Annotated in this window: 19 protein-coding genes; 4 read left to right on the forward strand and 15 right to left on the reverse strand. The window is 38.3% G+C overall.

All coding sequences use genetic code 11. The annotated features are described in order from the left end of the window. The first annotated feature begins 32 nt into the window (after positions 1–32). Complete coding sequence (gene hemB, locus DYI00_RS05055) at positions 33–1004, forward strand: porphobilinogen synthase (protein ID WP_011577299.1); 972 nt, start codon at positions 33–35, stop codon at positions 1002–1004. Further along, the gene (locus DYI00_RS05060; protein ID WP_011577298.1) at positions 1005–1727 is read left to right on the forward strand and encodes a YebC/PmpR family DNA-binding transcriptional regulator; all 723 of its coding nucleotides are present in this window, start codon (positions 1005–1007) and stop codon (positions 1725–1727) included. A 664-nt stretch (positions 1728–2391) separates the two neighbouring features. Here DYI00_RS05060 and DYI00_RS05065 read toward each other — a convergent pair. Next, positions 2392–3285 (reverse strand): tetratricopeptide repeat protein, encoded by an 894-nt coding sequence (locus DYI00_RS05065; protein ID WP_115365295.1) that lies wholly within the window; start codon positions 3283–3285, stop codon positions 2392–2394. 159 nt (positions 3286–3444) lie between these two features. Here DYI00_RS05065 and rfaJ point away from each other — a divergent pair, with 159 nt between their 5' ends. Then, the gene (gene rfaJ / locus DYI00_RS05070) at positions 3445–4548 is read left to right on the forward strand and encodes an HP0159 family lipopolysaccharide 1,6-glucosyltransferase (protein ID WP_011577296.1); all 1104 of its coding nucleotides are present in this window, start codon (positions 3445–3447) and stop codon (positions 4546–4548) included. Here the strand turns inward: rfaJ and DYI00_RS05075 are convergent. Genes DYI00_RS05075 through recA form a run of 6 tightly spaced genes read right to left on the reverse strand, consistent with a single transcriptional unit; the run spans position 4545 to position 9225 of the window. Next, positions 4545–5501 carry a PDC sensor domain-containing protein gene (locus tag DYI00_RS05075; RefSeq protein WP_011577295.1) on the reverse strand — a complete coding sequence of 319 codons (957 nt, stop codon included), beginning with the start codon at positions 5499–5501 and terminating at the stop codon, positions 4545–4547. The two genes, rfaJ and DYI00_RS05075, sit on opposite strands and share 4 nt — an antisense overlap. A gap of 20 nt (positions 5502–5521) precedes the next feature. Continuing rightward, complete coding sequence (locus DYI00_RS05080) at positions 5522–6010, reverse strand: shikimate kinase (protein WP_011577294.1); 489 nt, start codon at positions 6008–6010, stop codon at positions 5522–5524. Positions 6011–6014: 4 nt separating this feature from the next. Further along, a complete protein-coding gene (locus DYI00_RS05085) occupies positions 6015–6611 on the reverse strand; it encodes an AMIN domain-containing protein (protein ID WP_011577293.1) in 597 nt (198 codons plus the stop codon). Between the two features lie 11 nt (positions 6612–6622). After that, positions 6623–6898 carry a hypothetical protein gene (locus DYI00_RS05090; protein WP_011577292.1) on the reverse strand — a complete coding sequence of 92 codons (276 nt, stop codon included), beginning with the start codon at positions 6896–6898 and terminating at the stop codon, positions 6623–6625. Further along, on the reverse strand, positions 6891–8171 hold the full coding sequence (gene eno / locus DYI00_RS05095; protein WP_011577291.1) for a phosphopyruvate hydratase: 1281 nt from the start codon (positions 8169–8171) through the stop codon (positions 6891–6893). The genes DYI00_RS05090 and eno overlap by 8 nt, the downstream gene beginning before the upstream one ends. 10 nt (positions 8172–8181) lie before the next feature. After that, the gene (gene recA, locus DYI00_RS05100) at positions 8182–9225 is read right to left on the reverse strand and encodes a recombinase RecA (protein ID WP_011577290.1); all 1044 of its coding nucleotides are present in this window, start codon (positions 9223–9225) and stop codon (positions 8182–8184) included. 98 nt (positions 9226–9323) lie between these two features. On the opposite strand from recA, the gene DYI00_RS05105 reads away from it, so the two are divergent. Continuing rightward, positions 9324–10187 carry a menaquinone biosynthesis family protein gene (locus tag DYI00_RS05105; RefSeq protein ID WP_011577289.1) on the forward strand — a complete coding sequence of 288 codons (864 nt, stop codon included), beginning with the start codon at positions 9324–9326 and terminating at the stop codon, positions 10185–10187. Here DYI00_RS05105 and DYI00_RS05110 read toward each other — a convergent pair. The 8 genes from DYI00_RS05110 to ccoN all read right to left on the reverse strand — a co-directional run bounded on the left by DYI00_RS05110 (position 10184) and on the right by ccoN (position 16098). Next, positions 10184–10951: a hypothetical protein gene (locus DYI00_RS05110; protein WP_011577288.1), complete on the reverse strand. Its 768-nt coding sequence runs from the start codon at positions 10949–10951 to the stop codon at positions 10184–10186. The two genes, DYI00_RS05105 and DYI00_RS05110, sit on opposite strands and share 4 nt — an antisense overlap. Before the next feature lie 351 nt (positions 10952–11302). Beyond that, positions 11303–11890 (reverse strand): hypothetical protein, encoded by a 588-nt coding sequence (locus tag DYI00_RS05115; RefSeq protein WP_011577287.1) that lies wholly within the window; start codon positions 11888–11890, stop codon positions 11303–11305. 12 nt (positions 11891–11902) lie between these two features. Then, positions 11903–12490, reverse strand: a complete 588-nt coding sequence (locus DYI00_RS05120) for a hypothetical protein (protein WP_011577286.1) — start codon at positions 12488–12490, stop codon at positions 11903–11905. A gap of 100 nt (positions 12491–12590) precedes the next feature. After that, the gene (locus DYI00_RS05125; protein ID WP_011577285.1) at positions 12591–12797 is read right to left on the reverse strand and encodes a DUF4006 family protein; all 207 of its coding nucleotides are present in this window, start codon (positions 12795–12797) and stop codon (positions 12591–12593) included. 10 nt (positions 12798–12807) lie between these two features. After that, a complete protein-coding gene (gene ccoP / locus DYI00_RS05130; RefSeq protein ID WP_011577284.1) occupies positions 12808–13686 on the reverse strand; it encodes a cytochrome-c oxidase, cbb3-type subunit III in 879 nt (292 codons plus the stop codon). A gap of 1 nt (position 13687) precedes the next feature. Further along, entirely contained in the window at positions 13688–13906 is a 219-nt protein-coding gene (locus DYI00_RS05135; protein ID WP_011577283.1) for a cytochrome c oxidase, cbb3-type, CcoQ subunit, read from the reverse strand. 10 nt (positions 13907–13916) lie between these two features. Beyond that, positions 13917–14618, reverse strand: coding sequence for a cytochrome-c oxidase, cbb3-type subunit II (gene ccoO, locus DYI00_RS05140; RefSeq protein WP_041600174.1), 702 nt, complete (start codon positions 14616–14618; stop codon positions 13917–13919). After that, on the reverse strand, positions 14611–16098 hold the full coding sequence (gene ccoN / locus DYI00_RS05145) for a cytochrome-c oxidase, cbb3-type subunit I (RefSeq protein ID WP_011577281.1): 1488 nt from the start codon (positions 16096–16098) through the stop codon (positions 14611–14613). Before ccoN ends, ccoO begins: the two co-directional genes overlap by 8 nt. Positions 16099–16195 lie beyond the last annotated feature (97 nt).

Genomic DNA, 16195 nt, shown 5'->3' on the forward strand with positions numbered 1-16195 from the left:
AGCTAAAGAAAGCCAATGTATAGAGGGAAAACATGTTCAAACGATTGAGAAGACTACGAAGTAGCGAAAATTTAAGGGCTATGATAAGAGAAACGCGTTTAGATATTAACGATTTCATCGCCCCCCTATTTGTCATAGAAAGCGATGGTAATATTAAAAATGAAATTAGCTCCATGCCTAGGGTTTATCAAATGAGTATCGAGCCTCTTTTGAAAGAATGCGAAGAGTTGGTGAGTCTTGGTATCAAAGCCGTTCTATTGTTTGGTATCCCTAAACACAAGGACGCCACAGGAAGCCATGCGTTAAATAAGGATCATATTGCCGCAAGAGCCACGAGAGAGATTAAAAAACGATTTAAGGATTTGATCGTTATAGCGGATTTGTGTTTTTGTGAATACACTGACCATGGGCATTGCGGGATTTTAGAAAACACTTCTGTGTCTAACGATAAAACGCTAGAGATTTTAAACCTTCAAGGGCTTATTTTAGCCGAAAGCGGTGTGGATATTTTAGCCCCAAGCAGCATGATGGATGGGAATGTTTTAAGCTTAAGAAACGCACTGGATAAGGCTGGGTATTTTTGCACGCCTATTATGAGCTATTCCACTAAATTTGCGAGCAGCTATTATGGGCCTTTTAGAGATGCGGCAAATTCCGCACCAAGTTTTGGCGATCGGAAGAGCTATCAAATGGATTACGGCAATCAAAAAGAAGCGCTTTTAGAAAGTTTAGAAGATGAAAAACAGGGCGCGGATATTTTAATGGTCAAACCGGCTTTAGCGTATTTGGATATTGTTAAAGAGATTAGAAATCACACTTTACTCCCTTTAGCGCTCTATAATGTGAGTGGGGAATACGCCATGCTCAAACTCGCTCAAAAACACAACTTGATCAATTATGAAAGCGTGCTGTTAGAAACGATGACTTGCTTTAAAAGAGCGGGAGCGGATATGATTATTAGCTATCATGCTAAAGAAGTGGCTAACTTATTACAAAGGAATTGAATGGGACGAGCGTTTGAATACAGAAGAGCGGCTAAAGAAAAACGATGGGATAAGATGAGTAAGGTTTTCCCCAAACTCGCAAAAGCGATCACTCTAGCGGCAAAAGATGGCGGGGGCGATCCGGACACGAACGCCAAGCTACGAACAGCAATTTTAAACGCTAAAGCGCAAAACATGCCTAAAGATAATATTGATGCGGCGATTAAAAGAGCGAGCAGTAAAGAGGGGAATTTGAGTGAAACCACCTATGAGGGTAAGGCGAATTTTGGCGTGCTAATCATCATGGAATGCATGACCGATAACCCCACAAGAACCGTTGCCAACCTTAAAAGCTATTTCAATAAAACGCAAGGGGCGAGCATCGTGCCTAATGGCTCTTTGGAGTTTATGTTCAATAGAAAAAGCGTGTTTGAATGCTTAAAAAATGAAGTGGAAAATTTAAAATTAAGTTTAGAAGATTTGGAATTCGCTCTCATTGATTATGGCTTGGAAGAGTTAGAAGAAGTGGGAGATAAGATCATTATTAGGGGGGATTATAATAGCTTTAAACTCTTAAATGAGGGGTTTGAAAGCTTGAAATTACCCATTCTAAAAGCGAGTTTGCAACGCATCGCCACAACGCCCATTGAATTGAATGACGAACAAATGGAGCTTACCGAAAAATTACTGGATAAAATTGAAGACGATGATGATGTGGTCGCGCTTTATACGAATATTGAGTGAAATTTGACACACTCCCCATAGCTAAAGCTAGAGGGCTACAAACAGTAACTAAAACTCCATAAAACCATATAAAACGCTATCATTTTTGTATAGGGTATTAACTTTTTGTAAAAACACTCAAAGGCATTTTGTTGCTACAATTTTGTAAAATCTTATAAAGAATGATGAAAATATAAAAGTATTTTAAACAAATTTCACGCTAACCCAACCTTTTTTAATAATCCTTTCTCCAAAAGCGATCTTTTTGGAACCACTTCTTGGAAGTTTATCATTTTATCCCAACATAAACAATTTAGCCCTATCATATTATGATAAAACTTATGATAAAACCCTTTTCAATCTTTTATTGGATTTTAAAACTAAAAATTAAAGCCTTAGTTTTTTGAAATAGGGTTTTGGCTACTTTGTTTTAGATTTTAAAAGCTATTTTCTTAAGGGGGGGTTTTGAAATGATTCCCTACAACCCATCTTTCTTAAAATCCCCCTAACCACCGCTTTTTGTAAAGCTATGACTTGTTAAAATCAAGCTCTTTTGTTTAATCTTTAAACCACTAAAGGCAAAAAAGGACTCAATAAAAGCGGTTCTAAATCCTAAATTCTAGATTTTTATCGCATTCTCAATGGTTATAGATAGAGACTTAATCCCTATCTATTCTCAGAAGCTTTACTTATGCCCATTATAATAAATATCAGGGTTGTCGCGGATAATTTCTAACGCTTTACAGCTACCGCTAAAGCCAAAAGAACACCCTTTTTCATAAAATGAAGTGGCTTTCTCTAAATCTTTTGGAGCACCCTTACCGCTTAAATACATCACTGCGACATTATGGCAACCACTCCCCTCTTTTAAAGAGCAACCATTTTTATAAAGACTCAAAGCCTGCTCCCCACTTTGATTGACATAAATACCGGTTTCATACATGTAGCCCAAACTCGTGCAACTCGCCCCATTTTTTAGATGACAACCTCTTCTAAAACTCATAAAGGCTTTTTTTAGATCCTGCTCTGTGCCTTTGGCGTTTCTATACATATAGCCTGCTAAATTACAGCTAACCGCATAATTCAAATTGCAAGCCTGTTTGCTTAAAGCAAGCGCCTTAACATCATCCTGTGTCACGCCAACGCCCTTAAAATACATAAAGCCTAAACTCCCGCAACTCACTCCCTCTTTTAAATGGCACCCTCTTTTGTAATAATAAAGGGCTTTTGAAAGGTCTTTTTGCACACTGTCGCCATCTTCATACATAGAGCCCAAACTCGCGCAAGCGAGGCGATCGTGCAAATTACACCCTCTTTTGTAATAAAAAACGGCTTTTGTGATATCTTGATCCACGCCTTCGCCATCTTCATACATGTAGCCCAAACTCGTGCAACTCACCCCCACCCTCAAATTACAACTCCTCTTATAAAACGCCACCGCTTTTTGATGGTGCCCCATCTTAAGGGCTTGATTAGCCTTTTTAAGGTACGCCTCACCGGTTCGAGCCATCAAATGACCCAAACAGCCTGCCATTAAAAACAAAATAAAAGCCCACTTTTTAGTCCAACTATTTATCATCTCGTTCCTTAAAACTATAAGCAAACGCTCCACGCTCACTCAAAGAAAAATTAGTAAAACTCCAATCTAATAGGCTATTATAGTATAATATTAAAAAAATAGAATAAATTTAGCTTAAATCTTTATGGTTAAAATCAGTGTTTATGGAAATAATTTGAAATGAATGCCACTATCCCTATTGTTATCGCTTTTGACAATAATTACGCTATCCCAGCTGGCGTGAGCTTATATTCCATGCTAGCGAACGCTAAAACAGAGAATTATAATAAAAAGTTATTTTATAAAATCTATTGCTTGGTGGATCATTTAAGTGCAGAAAACCAACACAAATTAAAAGAGACTCTAGCCCCCTTTAGCGCTTTTTCTAGCGTGGATTTTATGGATATTTCAGAGCCCAGCCATTCCACTATCACAATAGAACCTTTTGTGATTGATAAAATCAATGAAGCCTTTTTGCAGCTCAACGATTATGCCAAAACGCGCTTTTCTAAAATGGTCATGTGCCGCTTGTTTTTGGCTTCTTTATTCCCAGAATACGACAAGATTATCATGTTTGATGCGGACACTTTGTTTTTAAATGATATTAGCGAGAGCTTTTTTATCCCCATAGATAATGATTATTTGGGAGTGGCTAAAGATTTTGCCTCTTCTAAAAGCCCTAAACATTTCCAAATTGAAAGAGAAAGGGAGCCTCGCCAAAAATTTTTTCTCTATGAGCATTACCTTAATGAAAGCGACATGCAAATCATTTATGAAAGCAACTATAACGCCGGATTTTTAATCGCAAATCTAAAATTATGGCGTGCTGATCATTTAGAAGATCAACTATTCAATCTAGCCCATCAAAAAGGTCAAAGCGTGTTTTACCCTGAACAGGATCTTTTGACGCTTGCATGCTATCAAAAGGTTTTAATTTTGCCTTATCTTTATAACACCCACCCTTTCATGGTCAATCAAAAACGCTTTATCCCCAACAAAAAAGAAATTATCATGCTGCATTTTTATTTTACAGGAAAACCTTGGGTTTTACCCTCTGCCTTATATTCCAAAGAATGGCATGAGATTCTTTTAAAAACCCCTTTTTATGCTGAATACTCCGTGAAATTCCTCAAACAAATGACAACTTTTTTAAGCCTTAAAGACAAGCAAAAAACCTTTGAATTTTTAGCTCCCCTACTCAATCCAAAAACCCTTTTAGAATATGTCTTTTTTAGATTGAATAGAATTTTCAAACGCCTGAAAGAAAAACTCTCAAGCTTTTAGCGTTCTCGTTTAGGCAACACGCTGTAAGCGAATTTAACATAAATCGCTAAACTGATCAATAGCACTGCCACGCCAATCGCTAAATACACCGCATAAGTGATTTTATCCGGTTCGCTCACGCTGAATTTAAACACTAACATTAAAGCCTCAATGGCTAAGGCGATAATGATAGAGCCTAAAAACCTGATCATCGTGCGATGGATTGCATGGTGGTTATCCCCACTATTTTTACCCAAAACTTCTTCTTCAAAAATCGCCTTGACTAGATCAAAGGTAGCTAAGGCTAAAGTTAAAAGCACGATGGGGTGGAACACTTCTTTAATATCAAAACTGCTAAAATACATAATCGCTGTCCAAAAACTAGAAATGCATTTCACGAATAAAAGCAACGACACTAAAGTGAGCATGACAGAAATCATAAAATACATGACCATGCTCCCTTCGCTAAAGGCTCTAAAATACTTTGAAGGCGAGCTAATCGCAATCGCCACCCTTAAAGGAATCTGCAAGCACACCACAAACGCCAAATCATTATTTTGATCATACACCGGATAAGATGCACTCACCACCAAATGGCTTCCTCTTTTAGAAGGGTAAGGATCGGTTAAAATGCAACGCTTTTCGTTGATGGCTTGATAAAAATAATATTTATCGCTAAAACTCACATGCGATTCCAATTCAATGCCTTCCACTAAATCATGCTCTAACGCCCCTTCCTTATGCCCCTGCTCTTTAAAATGGCTTGGCTTAAGTGCAAGCATGCCTTTAGCGTCTAAAACAAAAAAACTTTTTGCCATTTTGATTTCAGCTTGCATCTTGCTGATTTGTTTGATCAAATACTCTAAAGTGATTTCAGGGAGATGGTTGCGGATATTGTGCGAAAACAAATAAGTAAGATAGGCGTATAATTCAGTGCGGATCTTGGAATACTGGACAATGTCTCTACTCAACATCAAAAGGCCTTTAAAAAAATTTATGCGATGAATTGTAGCGCTTGTTTTAAAGATTTTTTCAAACCGCCTTGTGCATTGATGATAAAAGAAGCGTTTTTTTCATAGAGAGCTTGCCGTTTTTCAAAAAGCTCTTTGGCTTGAGTTAAATTATTTAAAAGGGGGCGCTTTTCCCTTTCTTTTTTACTCAAACGCTTGATAATCGTTTCAAAATCCATTTTTAAATAAAAGGTCGTGCCCAAACCCTTAAAATTATCATGCATAATAATGCCCCCACCCGTAGAGATAACATGGGGGTTTTTTAGCATCTTTAATTCATCAATCAAGTTTTTTTCAAACATCCTGAAATTATCTTCGCCAAGCTCTTCAAAAATCCCCCTCACGCTCAAGCCTACCCTTTCGCTAATGATCATGTCTGTATCCAACACTTCCAAATTCAAAGCCAACCCCAATTCTTGTGCTAAAGAGCTTTTACCGCTCCCCATAAAACCAATTAAGACTAAATGCTGCATGCTTTTATTTCAATTTTAATTCATAAGCCCCATTTTTTTCTTCCAAAAGATAGCGGTATTTCCCATCTAAAACGAGCGTGATGCGGTAATAATCTTTGTGCGTGCCAACTTTAATTTGAGAAAAAAACTTCTGGTTTAAACCCACGCTTTGATAAATGTCCAAAGGGCCTTTTTGCGTGTCTAACACGATCCTATAAGGTTTAACCAACACAAAAGAGCGTAAAACTTTATAAGGGGAGCGTAAAACCATCGTGTTGTTTGCCATTGAAAAATCAAAATCTTGGATCCGGTAGCGTTTTTCAAAAGAGGCTTGATTAAGGGTGTGTTGGGAGAGTTTTAAGGGGTAGTGCCAATCAATGCTTTTATCAATGCCCACGACTTTAGAATGGATAGAGCCATCAATATCCTGGTAAGTGAGCGTGATTTGTTTTAAAATCCTAGCGCTCGTGGGCAAATCCACATTGATTTCTTTGAAATAATCATCATAAATCCCATTAAACCCCCCTTGCAAATTCCTAGAATTGACTTCAGGTTCAAAAGGATTGTCTCTAGCTAGCAACACGCTTAAAACTGCGATCAAACCTATCATTTTGTTTAACACGGCTGTTTTCCTTAATCTTTAGGCTGCAATTCTTTCAATTCAAACAAACGCTTTTGCAAGCGTGCATTTTTGCTTTGCAATTCGGTGATTTCTTGTTGCAAGCGTTCATGCTTGTCTCTTAAATCCAAATAGACTTCTAACGAAGAGCCCCCAAAAAGCAATTTCCCTAAATAATACCCAAACCCAAGCAATAAAAGGAAAAAAACAATAAGTGAGCTATGGTTATAGAAAAAGTCTCGTGCTTTATTGCTTTTGATTCCATCGTTTTCAAAAAGGCTCTCAGCCATGTTTAAACAACTCTTTACCGATATAAATCCCCCCTTTTAATTCATGCTCAATCTCTAAAAGACGGTTGTATTTAGCGATCCTTTCACTCCTTGCGGTGGATCCGGTTTTGATTTCTCCTGTATTGAGCGCGACTGCAAAATCAGCGATAAAGCTGTCTTCACTCTCTCCGCTTCTATGGCTCATCACGCATTGATAGGCATGGTGTTTGGCTAATCTTATGGTCTCTAAAGTCTCGCTAATAGTGCCAATTTGGTTGGGTTTGATTAAAATCGCATTGGCAATGTTTTTTTTAATACCCTTTTGCAAAATACTCGCATTCGTTACAAACAGATCATCGCCCACCAGCTGAATTTGACGCCCTAATTCCTTGCTTAAAAACGCCCAACCCTCCCAATCGTCTTCGCTCAAACCATCTTCAATGGACACAATTGGGTATTTTGCGACCAACTCTTTATAATAAGCCACCAATTCTTGTGCGTTTAAAATCTTATTTTCACCTTTTAAATGGTAATTAAAATGTTCATCCACCAATTCGCTGCTCGCCACATCTAAAGCGAGTGCGATTTCTTCGCCTAGCTTGTAACCGGCTTTTTCAATGGCTTGAGAAATCACTTCAAGGGGTTCTACATTGTTTTTAAAATTAGGTGCAAAGCCCCCTTCATCGCCCACGCTTGTGAGCTGGTTTTTTTCATCCAAAAGTTTTTTGAGCGTGTGATAGACTTCTGCACTCGCTCTTAAGGCTTCTTTAAAGCTCTCAAACCCTAAAGGCATGATCATGTATTCTTGGAAGTCTATAGAATTATTGGCATGCGATCCGCCGTTGATGATATTGAGCATCGGAACAGGCAAAGTTAAAGCGTTAGCCCCCCCTAAATAGCGATATAATGGCATGTTTAAAGCCTTTGCACTCGCTCTTGCTAACGCCATAGACACGCCCAAGGAGGCATTCGCCCCTAAATTAGCGTAATTAGGTGTGCCATCTAAAGCCTTCAGTCTCCCATCCACAAAGGCTTGATTGATCGCTTCAAGCCCTATTAAGTTGTGTTTGATCACAGTATTGACATTTTCGCATGCCCTTAAGACCCCCTTACCTAAAAAACGGGTTTTGTCGTTATCTCTTAATTCTAGTGCTTCTCTTTTACCGGTGCTCGCCCCACTAGACACAATCGCGCTCGCTTTCGTGTTATCGCTTAAAATCACGCTGGCTTGAATGGTGGGATTACCCCTACTATCCATCACTTCTAAAGCATGAATATCTTTAATCGTTAGCATCAAGATCCTTTTATTCCATTTCTTCTAAGGGCTCATCCGGTAAAGGCATGATCTCTTCATTAGAGCCAATACTCTCTTTAATCTTAAGAATGATTTCATTCGCTAGGGCTTTATCTTCTTTCAATAAAGCTTTAGCGTTTTCTCTGCCTTGCCCTAGCTTTTTATCCTGGTAGCTAAGCCATGCCCCACTCTTATCCACAATGTCTAATTTCACGCCATAATCAATGATTTCGCCCTCTTTAGAAATCCCTTCCCCAAACATGATGTCAAATTCCGCTTCTCTAAAAGGCGGAGCGACTTTATTTTTAACCACTTTGACTTTAGCCCTGTTGCCGATATGCTGTTCGTTTTGTTTTAAAGCCGCAATCCTTCTAATATCAATCCTAACGCTCGCATAGAATTTTAAAGCATTACCTCCGGTTGTGGTCTCTGGGCTCCCATAACCCATCATGCCGATTTTCATTCTTATTTGATTGATAAAAATGAGAGTGGTGTTCATCTTGTGCAAAACACCGGTGATTTTTCTTAACGCATGGCTCATAAGTCTTGCTTGCAAGCCCACATGCTGATCGCCCATATCCCCATCAATCTCAGCTTTAGGCGTAAGAGCCGCCACAGAATCTACCACCACTAAATCAATCCCTCCGCTTCTGGTGATCGTTTCTAAAATCTCTAAAGCTTGCTCGCCGGTATCTGGTTGGGAAACGAGTAAATTTTCCGTATCCACGCCCAGCCTTTTTGCATAATGCACATCTAGGGCATGCTCAGCGTCAATAAATGCACACACGCCTCCATTTTTTTGGCATTCTGCAATAATGTGCAAGCTTAAAGTAGTCTTACCGCTTGACTCTGGCCCATAAATTTCAATGATCCTACCTTTAGGAACGCCCCCAATCCCTAAAGCCAAATCCAACCCTAACGAGCCCGTAGAAATAGAGTCAATCTTTTCTACCTGCTTATCCCCAAGGCGCACCAACGCCCCCTTACCAAAAACCTTATCAATTTGTTTGATCGCTAAAGAAATCGCTTTTTGTTTGTCTTCATCTATCGCCATTAAACCACCTTATTGAATTTGATTCGTTTATTCTATCAAATCCTAGCCTAAAATCTATTATAATAAAAGGGCTTACCCTACCATAAAAGGAATTTGCTTTGATTAGTGTCGCTCATAGCCCTGATGCTGATGATATTTTCATGTATTATGCGATTAAGTTTGGCTGGATAGATTGCCCCATTAAAAACAAAACATTTAAAAACATTGCCCTAGATATTGAAACCCTAAATAAAGAAGCCCTAAAAAACACTTATGATGTGAGCGCGATTAGTTTTGGGCTATACCCTAAAATTGCGAACGATTACGCCTTGCTCCCTACGGCGACGAGCTTTGGGAATGGCTATGGACCTAAATTGGTGAAAAAAAAAGGCGTGAAATTAAAAAAAGATTTTAGAGTCGCATTAAGTGGGGAGCATACTACAAACGCCCTCTTATTTAAAATCTATTACAAACATGCGCGTATCGTTTATATGAACTTCTTAGATATTGAAAAAGCGGTGCTTGAAGGAAAAGTGCATGCGGGCGTATTGATCCATGAAAATATCTTGGATTTTCATAGCGAATTAGAAGTGGAAAAAGAATTGTGGGATGTTTGGAAAGAATTGATTGAAATTGATTTGCCCTTGCCTTTAGGGGGCATGGCGATTAGGCGCTCTATCCCTTTGTATCGCGCGATTTTGATTAAAAAGGCTTTGATTAAAGCCATTGAAACCGCCTTAAAACACCAAGATTTACTCTCTCAAATGCTGCTAGAACGCTCGCTCATTCGTGTCAATAAAGAGCAATTAAAAACCTATTTAAACTTGTATGCGAATGAGACTTCAACGCGCTTGAGTGGGATTCAAATTTTAGCCATAGACAAGCTTTTTGAATTAGGCTATCAGCATGGGTTTTATGCCCATTTGTTAAAAGCTAAAGATTGCTTGCTCACTGATGAATATTTAAAATACCGCTTTTCTTAATCCAATTCTAATTTATGGGCGAGTAGATAACGGCTCACTCCATACAATAAAAGGATTTTTAAAAAATCCACTCCCCATAAAAGATAGTATTGATTTTCTTGTAATTCTTGTTGTTGTAAGAAGTAATAAAACCCTTCATTGATGCTTAAATGAGAATGCATTAAGGGGAGCAACGAATTAAACGCTAATTCCAAAACAACCCCTACAAAGATAAATAACAACCCTCCTAGTAAAAAACGCGCTCTTTTGATCCTAGCCGCATTTAAAACGCTTAAAACAAATAAAAATTTCATTAAAACAAGCCCTAAAAACAGAGCAATGCCTATGGTTTTAGTGGGCTTTAACACAAAGGTTTTTAAAGTGGTGTGCAAGATAAATAAAACGCTTGATTGTGCGTTAAAAAGATAATATCCCAAACGCACGCTCGCCACAAACCAAAACAGACTAAAGACAAAAAACACCATAGGGAGCAAGATTTTAGGGAGCAATAAAGACTCCAAACTAATAGGTAAAGAAAAGCTTAAAACCCCTCTTTTAGAAAAAAGCGCGTTGAGGTTTTTAACCGCTCCCACGCTGATTGCGACTAGTAAAAACGCCCCAAAAACAAAAAAGAGCGTGTAGCTTAAAGTGAGCATGGTTATTTCTTCAACGCTTTGAGAGGAAAAACAAACCGCTAAAATCGTGAGCGTCAATAAAAAATTCCCTATAACAACATTCCCTACTTGCCCTAAAGCGTCATGTTTAAAAACTTTTAAAAAACCCATAGCCTTATTATATCCATTTGGATAGAGATTTTAGGTTTTTTCTCATTCAATGTTAATAAAAAAGACTCAAAGGCATTTTTTAAAATAAAATAGTAAAGAGCTTGACGCCAGTCAAGCGATAATCTCTTAAAAAAAGCGGTCTTGGGGGTAGGGGGTAGTTTGTTGGGGTTAAGGGGGGCATTATCGCAAAATACCCCCTATCCCCTTAAGGGAATGAGCTTAAAACAAAGCAACTAAAATCCCATTTTTTAAAAAAGTAAAAAGGTTTATTGATATTTAATAAAAATAAAGCTTTTAATTTTTAAAGCGATTTTTTAGAGAGACTTTGTGTGTCAAAATCTCATACAAACACTAAAGCTCTTTAAAAAAAGCCAATTGCTCTAAAACCAATTCTTCTTTATTTTCAAAAATGAATTTAAAAAGGATCTTATAGCGCCCCATTTTATCGCTCTCTAACAAATCAAATTTTAAAGGCTCGCATGCGTTTTTGCAATCAAGCACTCCTAATAATCTGGGTTGGGATTGGCTAGGATAGAACGCTAAATACACCTGAATATTTTGCAAATTAACATTGGATTTTAGCGGTTGCAATTGTGCATAAAGCGTGTTGGATTTTTCCAAAATCAAGGCGTTTTTTAAAAGGTTTTCTTGGAGTTTTTTATCCCCATGCGTGCCTTTAGAAAAATAAGGCAAAATAGGGGTTTTAAAATTTTCTGCAAGGGGTTTTAAACCCACCAAAAAACGATAATTGGATTTAAAATTTTCATAGGTTTTAAGCATGGCGTTAAAGTTTAAATCCACTTCGTTATGACCCTTAAAATAAACCAAATCGTTTTTAGGCGAATTTTTTAGGGCAAACACCACCAAAAACACCACAATCCCAAGCCCAAGAATTAACACGCTCATAATTCCTAAAGGCCAAAAGTTTTTTTCTTTCATTGATTTTCCCTCTTAAGACTTTTTAAAAAAATAAAACCCCAAAAACGCACCCAAAAGCGTCAATAACAAAATATAAATAACCACCTTTGAAAAAGTCGCTCCCTTAGGGGCGTTAAAATTTTGCGTAATATTCACACGATATTTTTCCGCTAAAGCATCCACTGCAACCGAATAGCCATTGATGAGCATGGCTGAAATCCTTGAAGGCGTGTATTCTTTAGCATTTGCAGGCAGTAAGGGAGCGATTTTTTCAAAAAAGATTTTATCAGTGTCTAACAAATCTTTAGGGTTAGCCACCAATTCTATTTTTTGAGCGTCATGGTAAAAAAAGAATGCCACAAAAGGGGGTTTGAGTTGTTTTAAAAAGCCCTCTTGATAGCTTTGGCGCTCTTTTTTATCCGCTAGAATGATAGGATTTTTTTCAAAATCTGTCATGTCAATCACAAAGCTCACGCCTGTTTTAAGATAAAGCTCTTTAGAAACGCCCTCCACAAACGAAACGCTTTTTTCTACCAAACGCCCTTTAGAATTGTTAAAAACATAAGACCCATTCGCCCACAAAAAATGAATAAAGGCTATGACAAGCCATAAGCTCTTCATGTGCTAAACAAAAACAAGTTAGGCACAAAAGAAATAACAATCGTCATTAGAATGGTCGCTACGACCATTAGGGCTAAGATTTTTTCTAGAGTGGTGAATTTCATTTTTGACTCCCTTGATTGACCAATTCATAATTAGCGTGGTTTTGAGTGCTCTTCATCTCTAAAGCGTTAATATCCTTATAGCGGTAATAATTGGTGGCTTGCTCTTTTTGGATATGAACCGCTTTAAGCCCAAAGAAAACAGCCACACACAACAAAATAACCACAATCAGTAAATTTCCTACTAATCCGTTTAAAAATTTCATTTCTTTTCCTTTAATTTTCTAAGGGTTTTAGCGATTGGATAAATTCGGCTAACGCTTTCACTTGCAAGTCGCTAAAGTTTTTATATTTAAATGATGGCATATGCCCTATATTGCCCTTTTTACCATGCGTTAAGATATTTCTTAAGAAATTCTCTGTGCCATAAGTAGTCAAATTGGCCGCAAACACTTGATTGTCTTGCAAGCCCTTACCATCATTACCATGACAACCCACACAGCCCATGCTTTCAAACAATTCCTTGCCTTTGTCAATGAGTTGAGGGTTCTTGGTCTTTTTAACGCTAGAAATTTCTGCCATCACATAGCTTGCAATCGCTTTAGCGTCTTTTTCATCTAATTCCATAGAGGGCATTTCCCCAGCAAGATAATCCATGCCTTTAGAACCATGCTTAATGGTGTCCATAATGCCTTCTTCTTTACCCCATCGCACTAAATTTTGAGCGCTCCCATGCAAGCCCTCAGCCGTGATACCATGGCATTGCGAACAATGGACTAAAAAGATGCCTTGACCCATATCCACCAATTCCTTTTGACCCAAATTCTTCCATTTGGCTTCAAATTTTTGGTTGTGCACTTTAACCTCTTCATTATATTGCCCAATTTGAGAAAAGCTATTCAGCGGATACCCAAAGAAAAAATACCAAAAAGCCCACACGATCATGCACATAAAACTCACGATCCAACCTACTGGCACATTATTAGCAAATTCCCCTATCCCATCAAACAAATGCCCATTATTTATGAGCTCCCCTTGGGATTTGCTATCGCGCATTTCTTTAATGAGCGAACTAGATTCATAGATGGTTAAAACTAAAATCACAAGCGCTGCAATCAAGCCAAAAACATTGATATGGTCGTTTAAAAAATCCATTTTAACTTTCCTTTGTGTTATTACCATAAACTTTTTTATGGCGTGGTTCAATCAACTCATCTTCTAATGTATCGTTTAACACCAAGTATCCGTATCGCTCATAATCCACGATGCCTTTTTTTTGCTTTCTATACATGCTAAAAATATAGGCATATAAAAAGAGCGTAAAAAGAATGGTAAAAAACACATACGCAAAGCCTCTCACACTTTCTAAATCCATCACTCACCCCCTATTGTTTAGCGCTTTTGTTAGCGTTAATCCTAGAATTACCCAAGCTATTCAAATAAGCGATCAAAGCTACGATTTCTGGCACTTCGCCTCTTTGAATGGCGTCTAACACTCGTTTATCTTTCATGTCAGAGGCGATTTTTTGCGCTTCTTCTAAATAGGCTTTTTTAGCTTCTTTCATATTCCCTAATTTCACGCCATTTTCTGTGTCATAAGGCACGCCAAAAACCTTTTTTTGCGTCAAAGCTTCTGCATAAGCGGTATCAAAATCGCTCTTTTTTGCAAATAAATGCTGATAGGCTGGCATGATGCTATGAGGCACGACGCTTTTAGGATCGAGCATGTGCTTTTCATGCCAATCGGTTGTACGGTAATCCCCCACCCTATGCAAATCAGGACCAATCCTTTTAGAGCCCCACAAGAAAGGTCTATCATACGCATACTCCCCACTCAAACTATATGCACCATAGCGATCCACCTCAGCTTGGAAAGGGCGGATGAGCTGGGAATGGCAGTTATAACAACCCTCTTTAATATAAATTTGTCTCCCCGCTGTCTCTAAAGTCGTATAAGGTCGTAAGCCTTCAATCGGACGAGCGGATTTAAAGAAGTTGGGCAAAATCTCCACCAAGCCTGCAATCGCAAACACAAAAATGAACGCAAGAGTGAAAAAGAACGGATTTTTTTCCAAAAAGTTAAACATTTTCAACCTCCCTTGATCGAGACATAGGCGTAGCGTAATTGGGCTCGCGCTCTAACTTTTTGCCTGCAGAGATTGTCATAAAAATATTGTAGGCAAAGATAATAAATCCAATAAAATACATAAGACCCCCAACGCCCCTAATATTGTAATAAGGGATCAACACCTTAACCGTATCAATGAACTGATAAGTGAGATTCCCATATTGATCCACATCCCTCCACATCATCCCTTGCGTGATCCCTGCAATCCACATGGACGAAAAGTAAAGCACAATCCCTAAAGTCATGATCCAGAATTGGAAATCCACAAGACGCCCTGAATAGATCTCTCTTTTGAAAAGCCTAGGCGTCATGTGATACATGCTTGCAATCAAAGTAAATCCTACCCAACCAAGCACGCCATCATGCACATGCCCTACAATCCAATCAGTAAAGTGCGCTAATGCGTTCACGCTTTTAATCGCTTGAATTGCCCCCTCTAAAGTAGAAAGCATGTAGAAAGTAGAGCCCAAAACCAAGAATTTAATTAAAGGGCTTTCTTTGAGTTGGTGCCATTGACCTCTCATCGTTAAAAGCATGTTAATAGCTGTCCCCCAAGAAGGCAAAATCAACACCACTGAAAACACGCTAGAGAGAGTTTGCACCCAATCAGGCACGGTGGAATAAATCAAATGGTGCCCACCTGCCCAGATATAAACAAACATTAAACTCCAGAAAGAAAACAAAGTAAGCTTGTAAGAAAAGATAGGCTGACCGCTCTCTTTAGGCAAGAAATAATAAATCGTGCCAATCAAACCGCTCGTAAAAACAAAAGCGACCGCATTATGACCCCACCACCATTGAATGAGTGCATCATTACTGCCTGAATACAGAGAAATAGAATGCCAAATGCTCCCCATATCAGCGATAAAATAAGTGGGGATAGAAAGGTTATTGAAGATATACATCACCGCTATGCCCACATAAGTAGCAATATAATACCATAAAGATACATAAATAGTATTTTCTCTCCTAACGCTCATGCTCCCAAACATGCTAATCCCCCATAGCACCCACACGATAACTACAATAATGTCTAAAGGCCACATCAATTCAGCGTATTCTTTGGATTGATTCAACCCAGCAAACAGGCTAATGACCGCTAGCACTAAAAGAAGTATCCACAGCCAAAAGTGCAACAGCCCCACGAACCTTAAAAAAGGGTGTTGGTAATAGGTGATTTTAAGCACCCTTTGACCAATATAATACCAACTCGCCCAAATCCCTCCAAGAGTGAATCCATAAATCACTGCATTGGTGTGTAAAGGGCGCAAGCGGCCAAAAATCCCATACTCCCCTGCAATATAATTCAAACTAGGGAAAGACAACTCAAAGGCCAACACTATCCCTATTAACATGCCCACTACCCCAAATGCAATCATTGCATAAAGAAATAGCTTGCTAATGGAATAATCGTAACTTAAAGGCACACTTTTTTGCATGCAATACTCCTATTTGTAGTCAATTTAACAAGGCAAAACATAATATAATTATAAGATTTTATCTTTTTCAAAAAGCTTAAATTTTAGGATTTTTCTG

The sequence above is a fragment of the Helicobacter acinonychis genome (genome assembly GCF_900461455.1).
In the GTDB taxonomy this organism is placed as follows: Bacteria; Campylobacterota; Campylobacteria; order Campylobacterales; family Helicobacteraceae; genus Helicobacter; species Helicobacter acinonychis.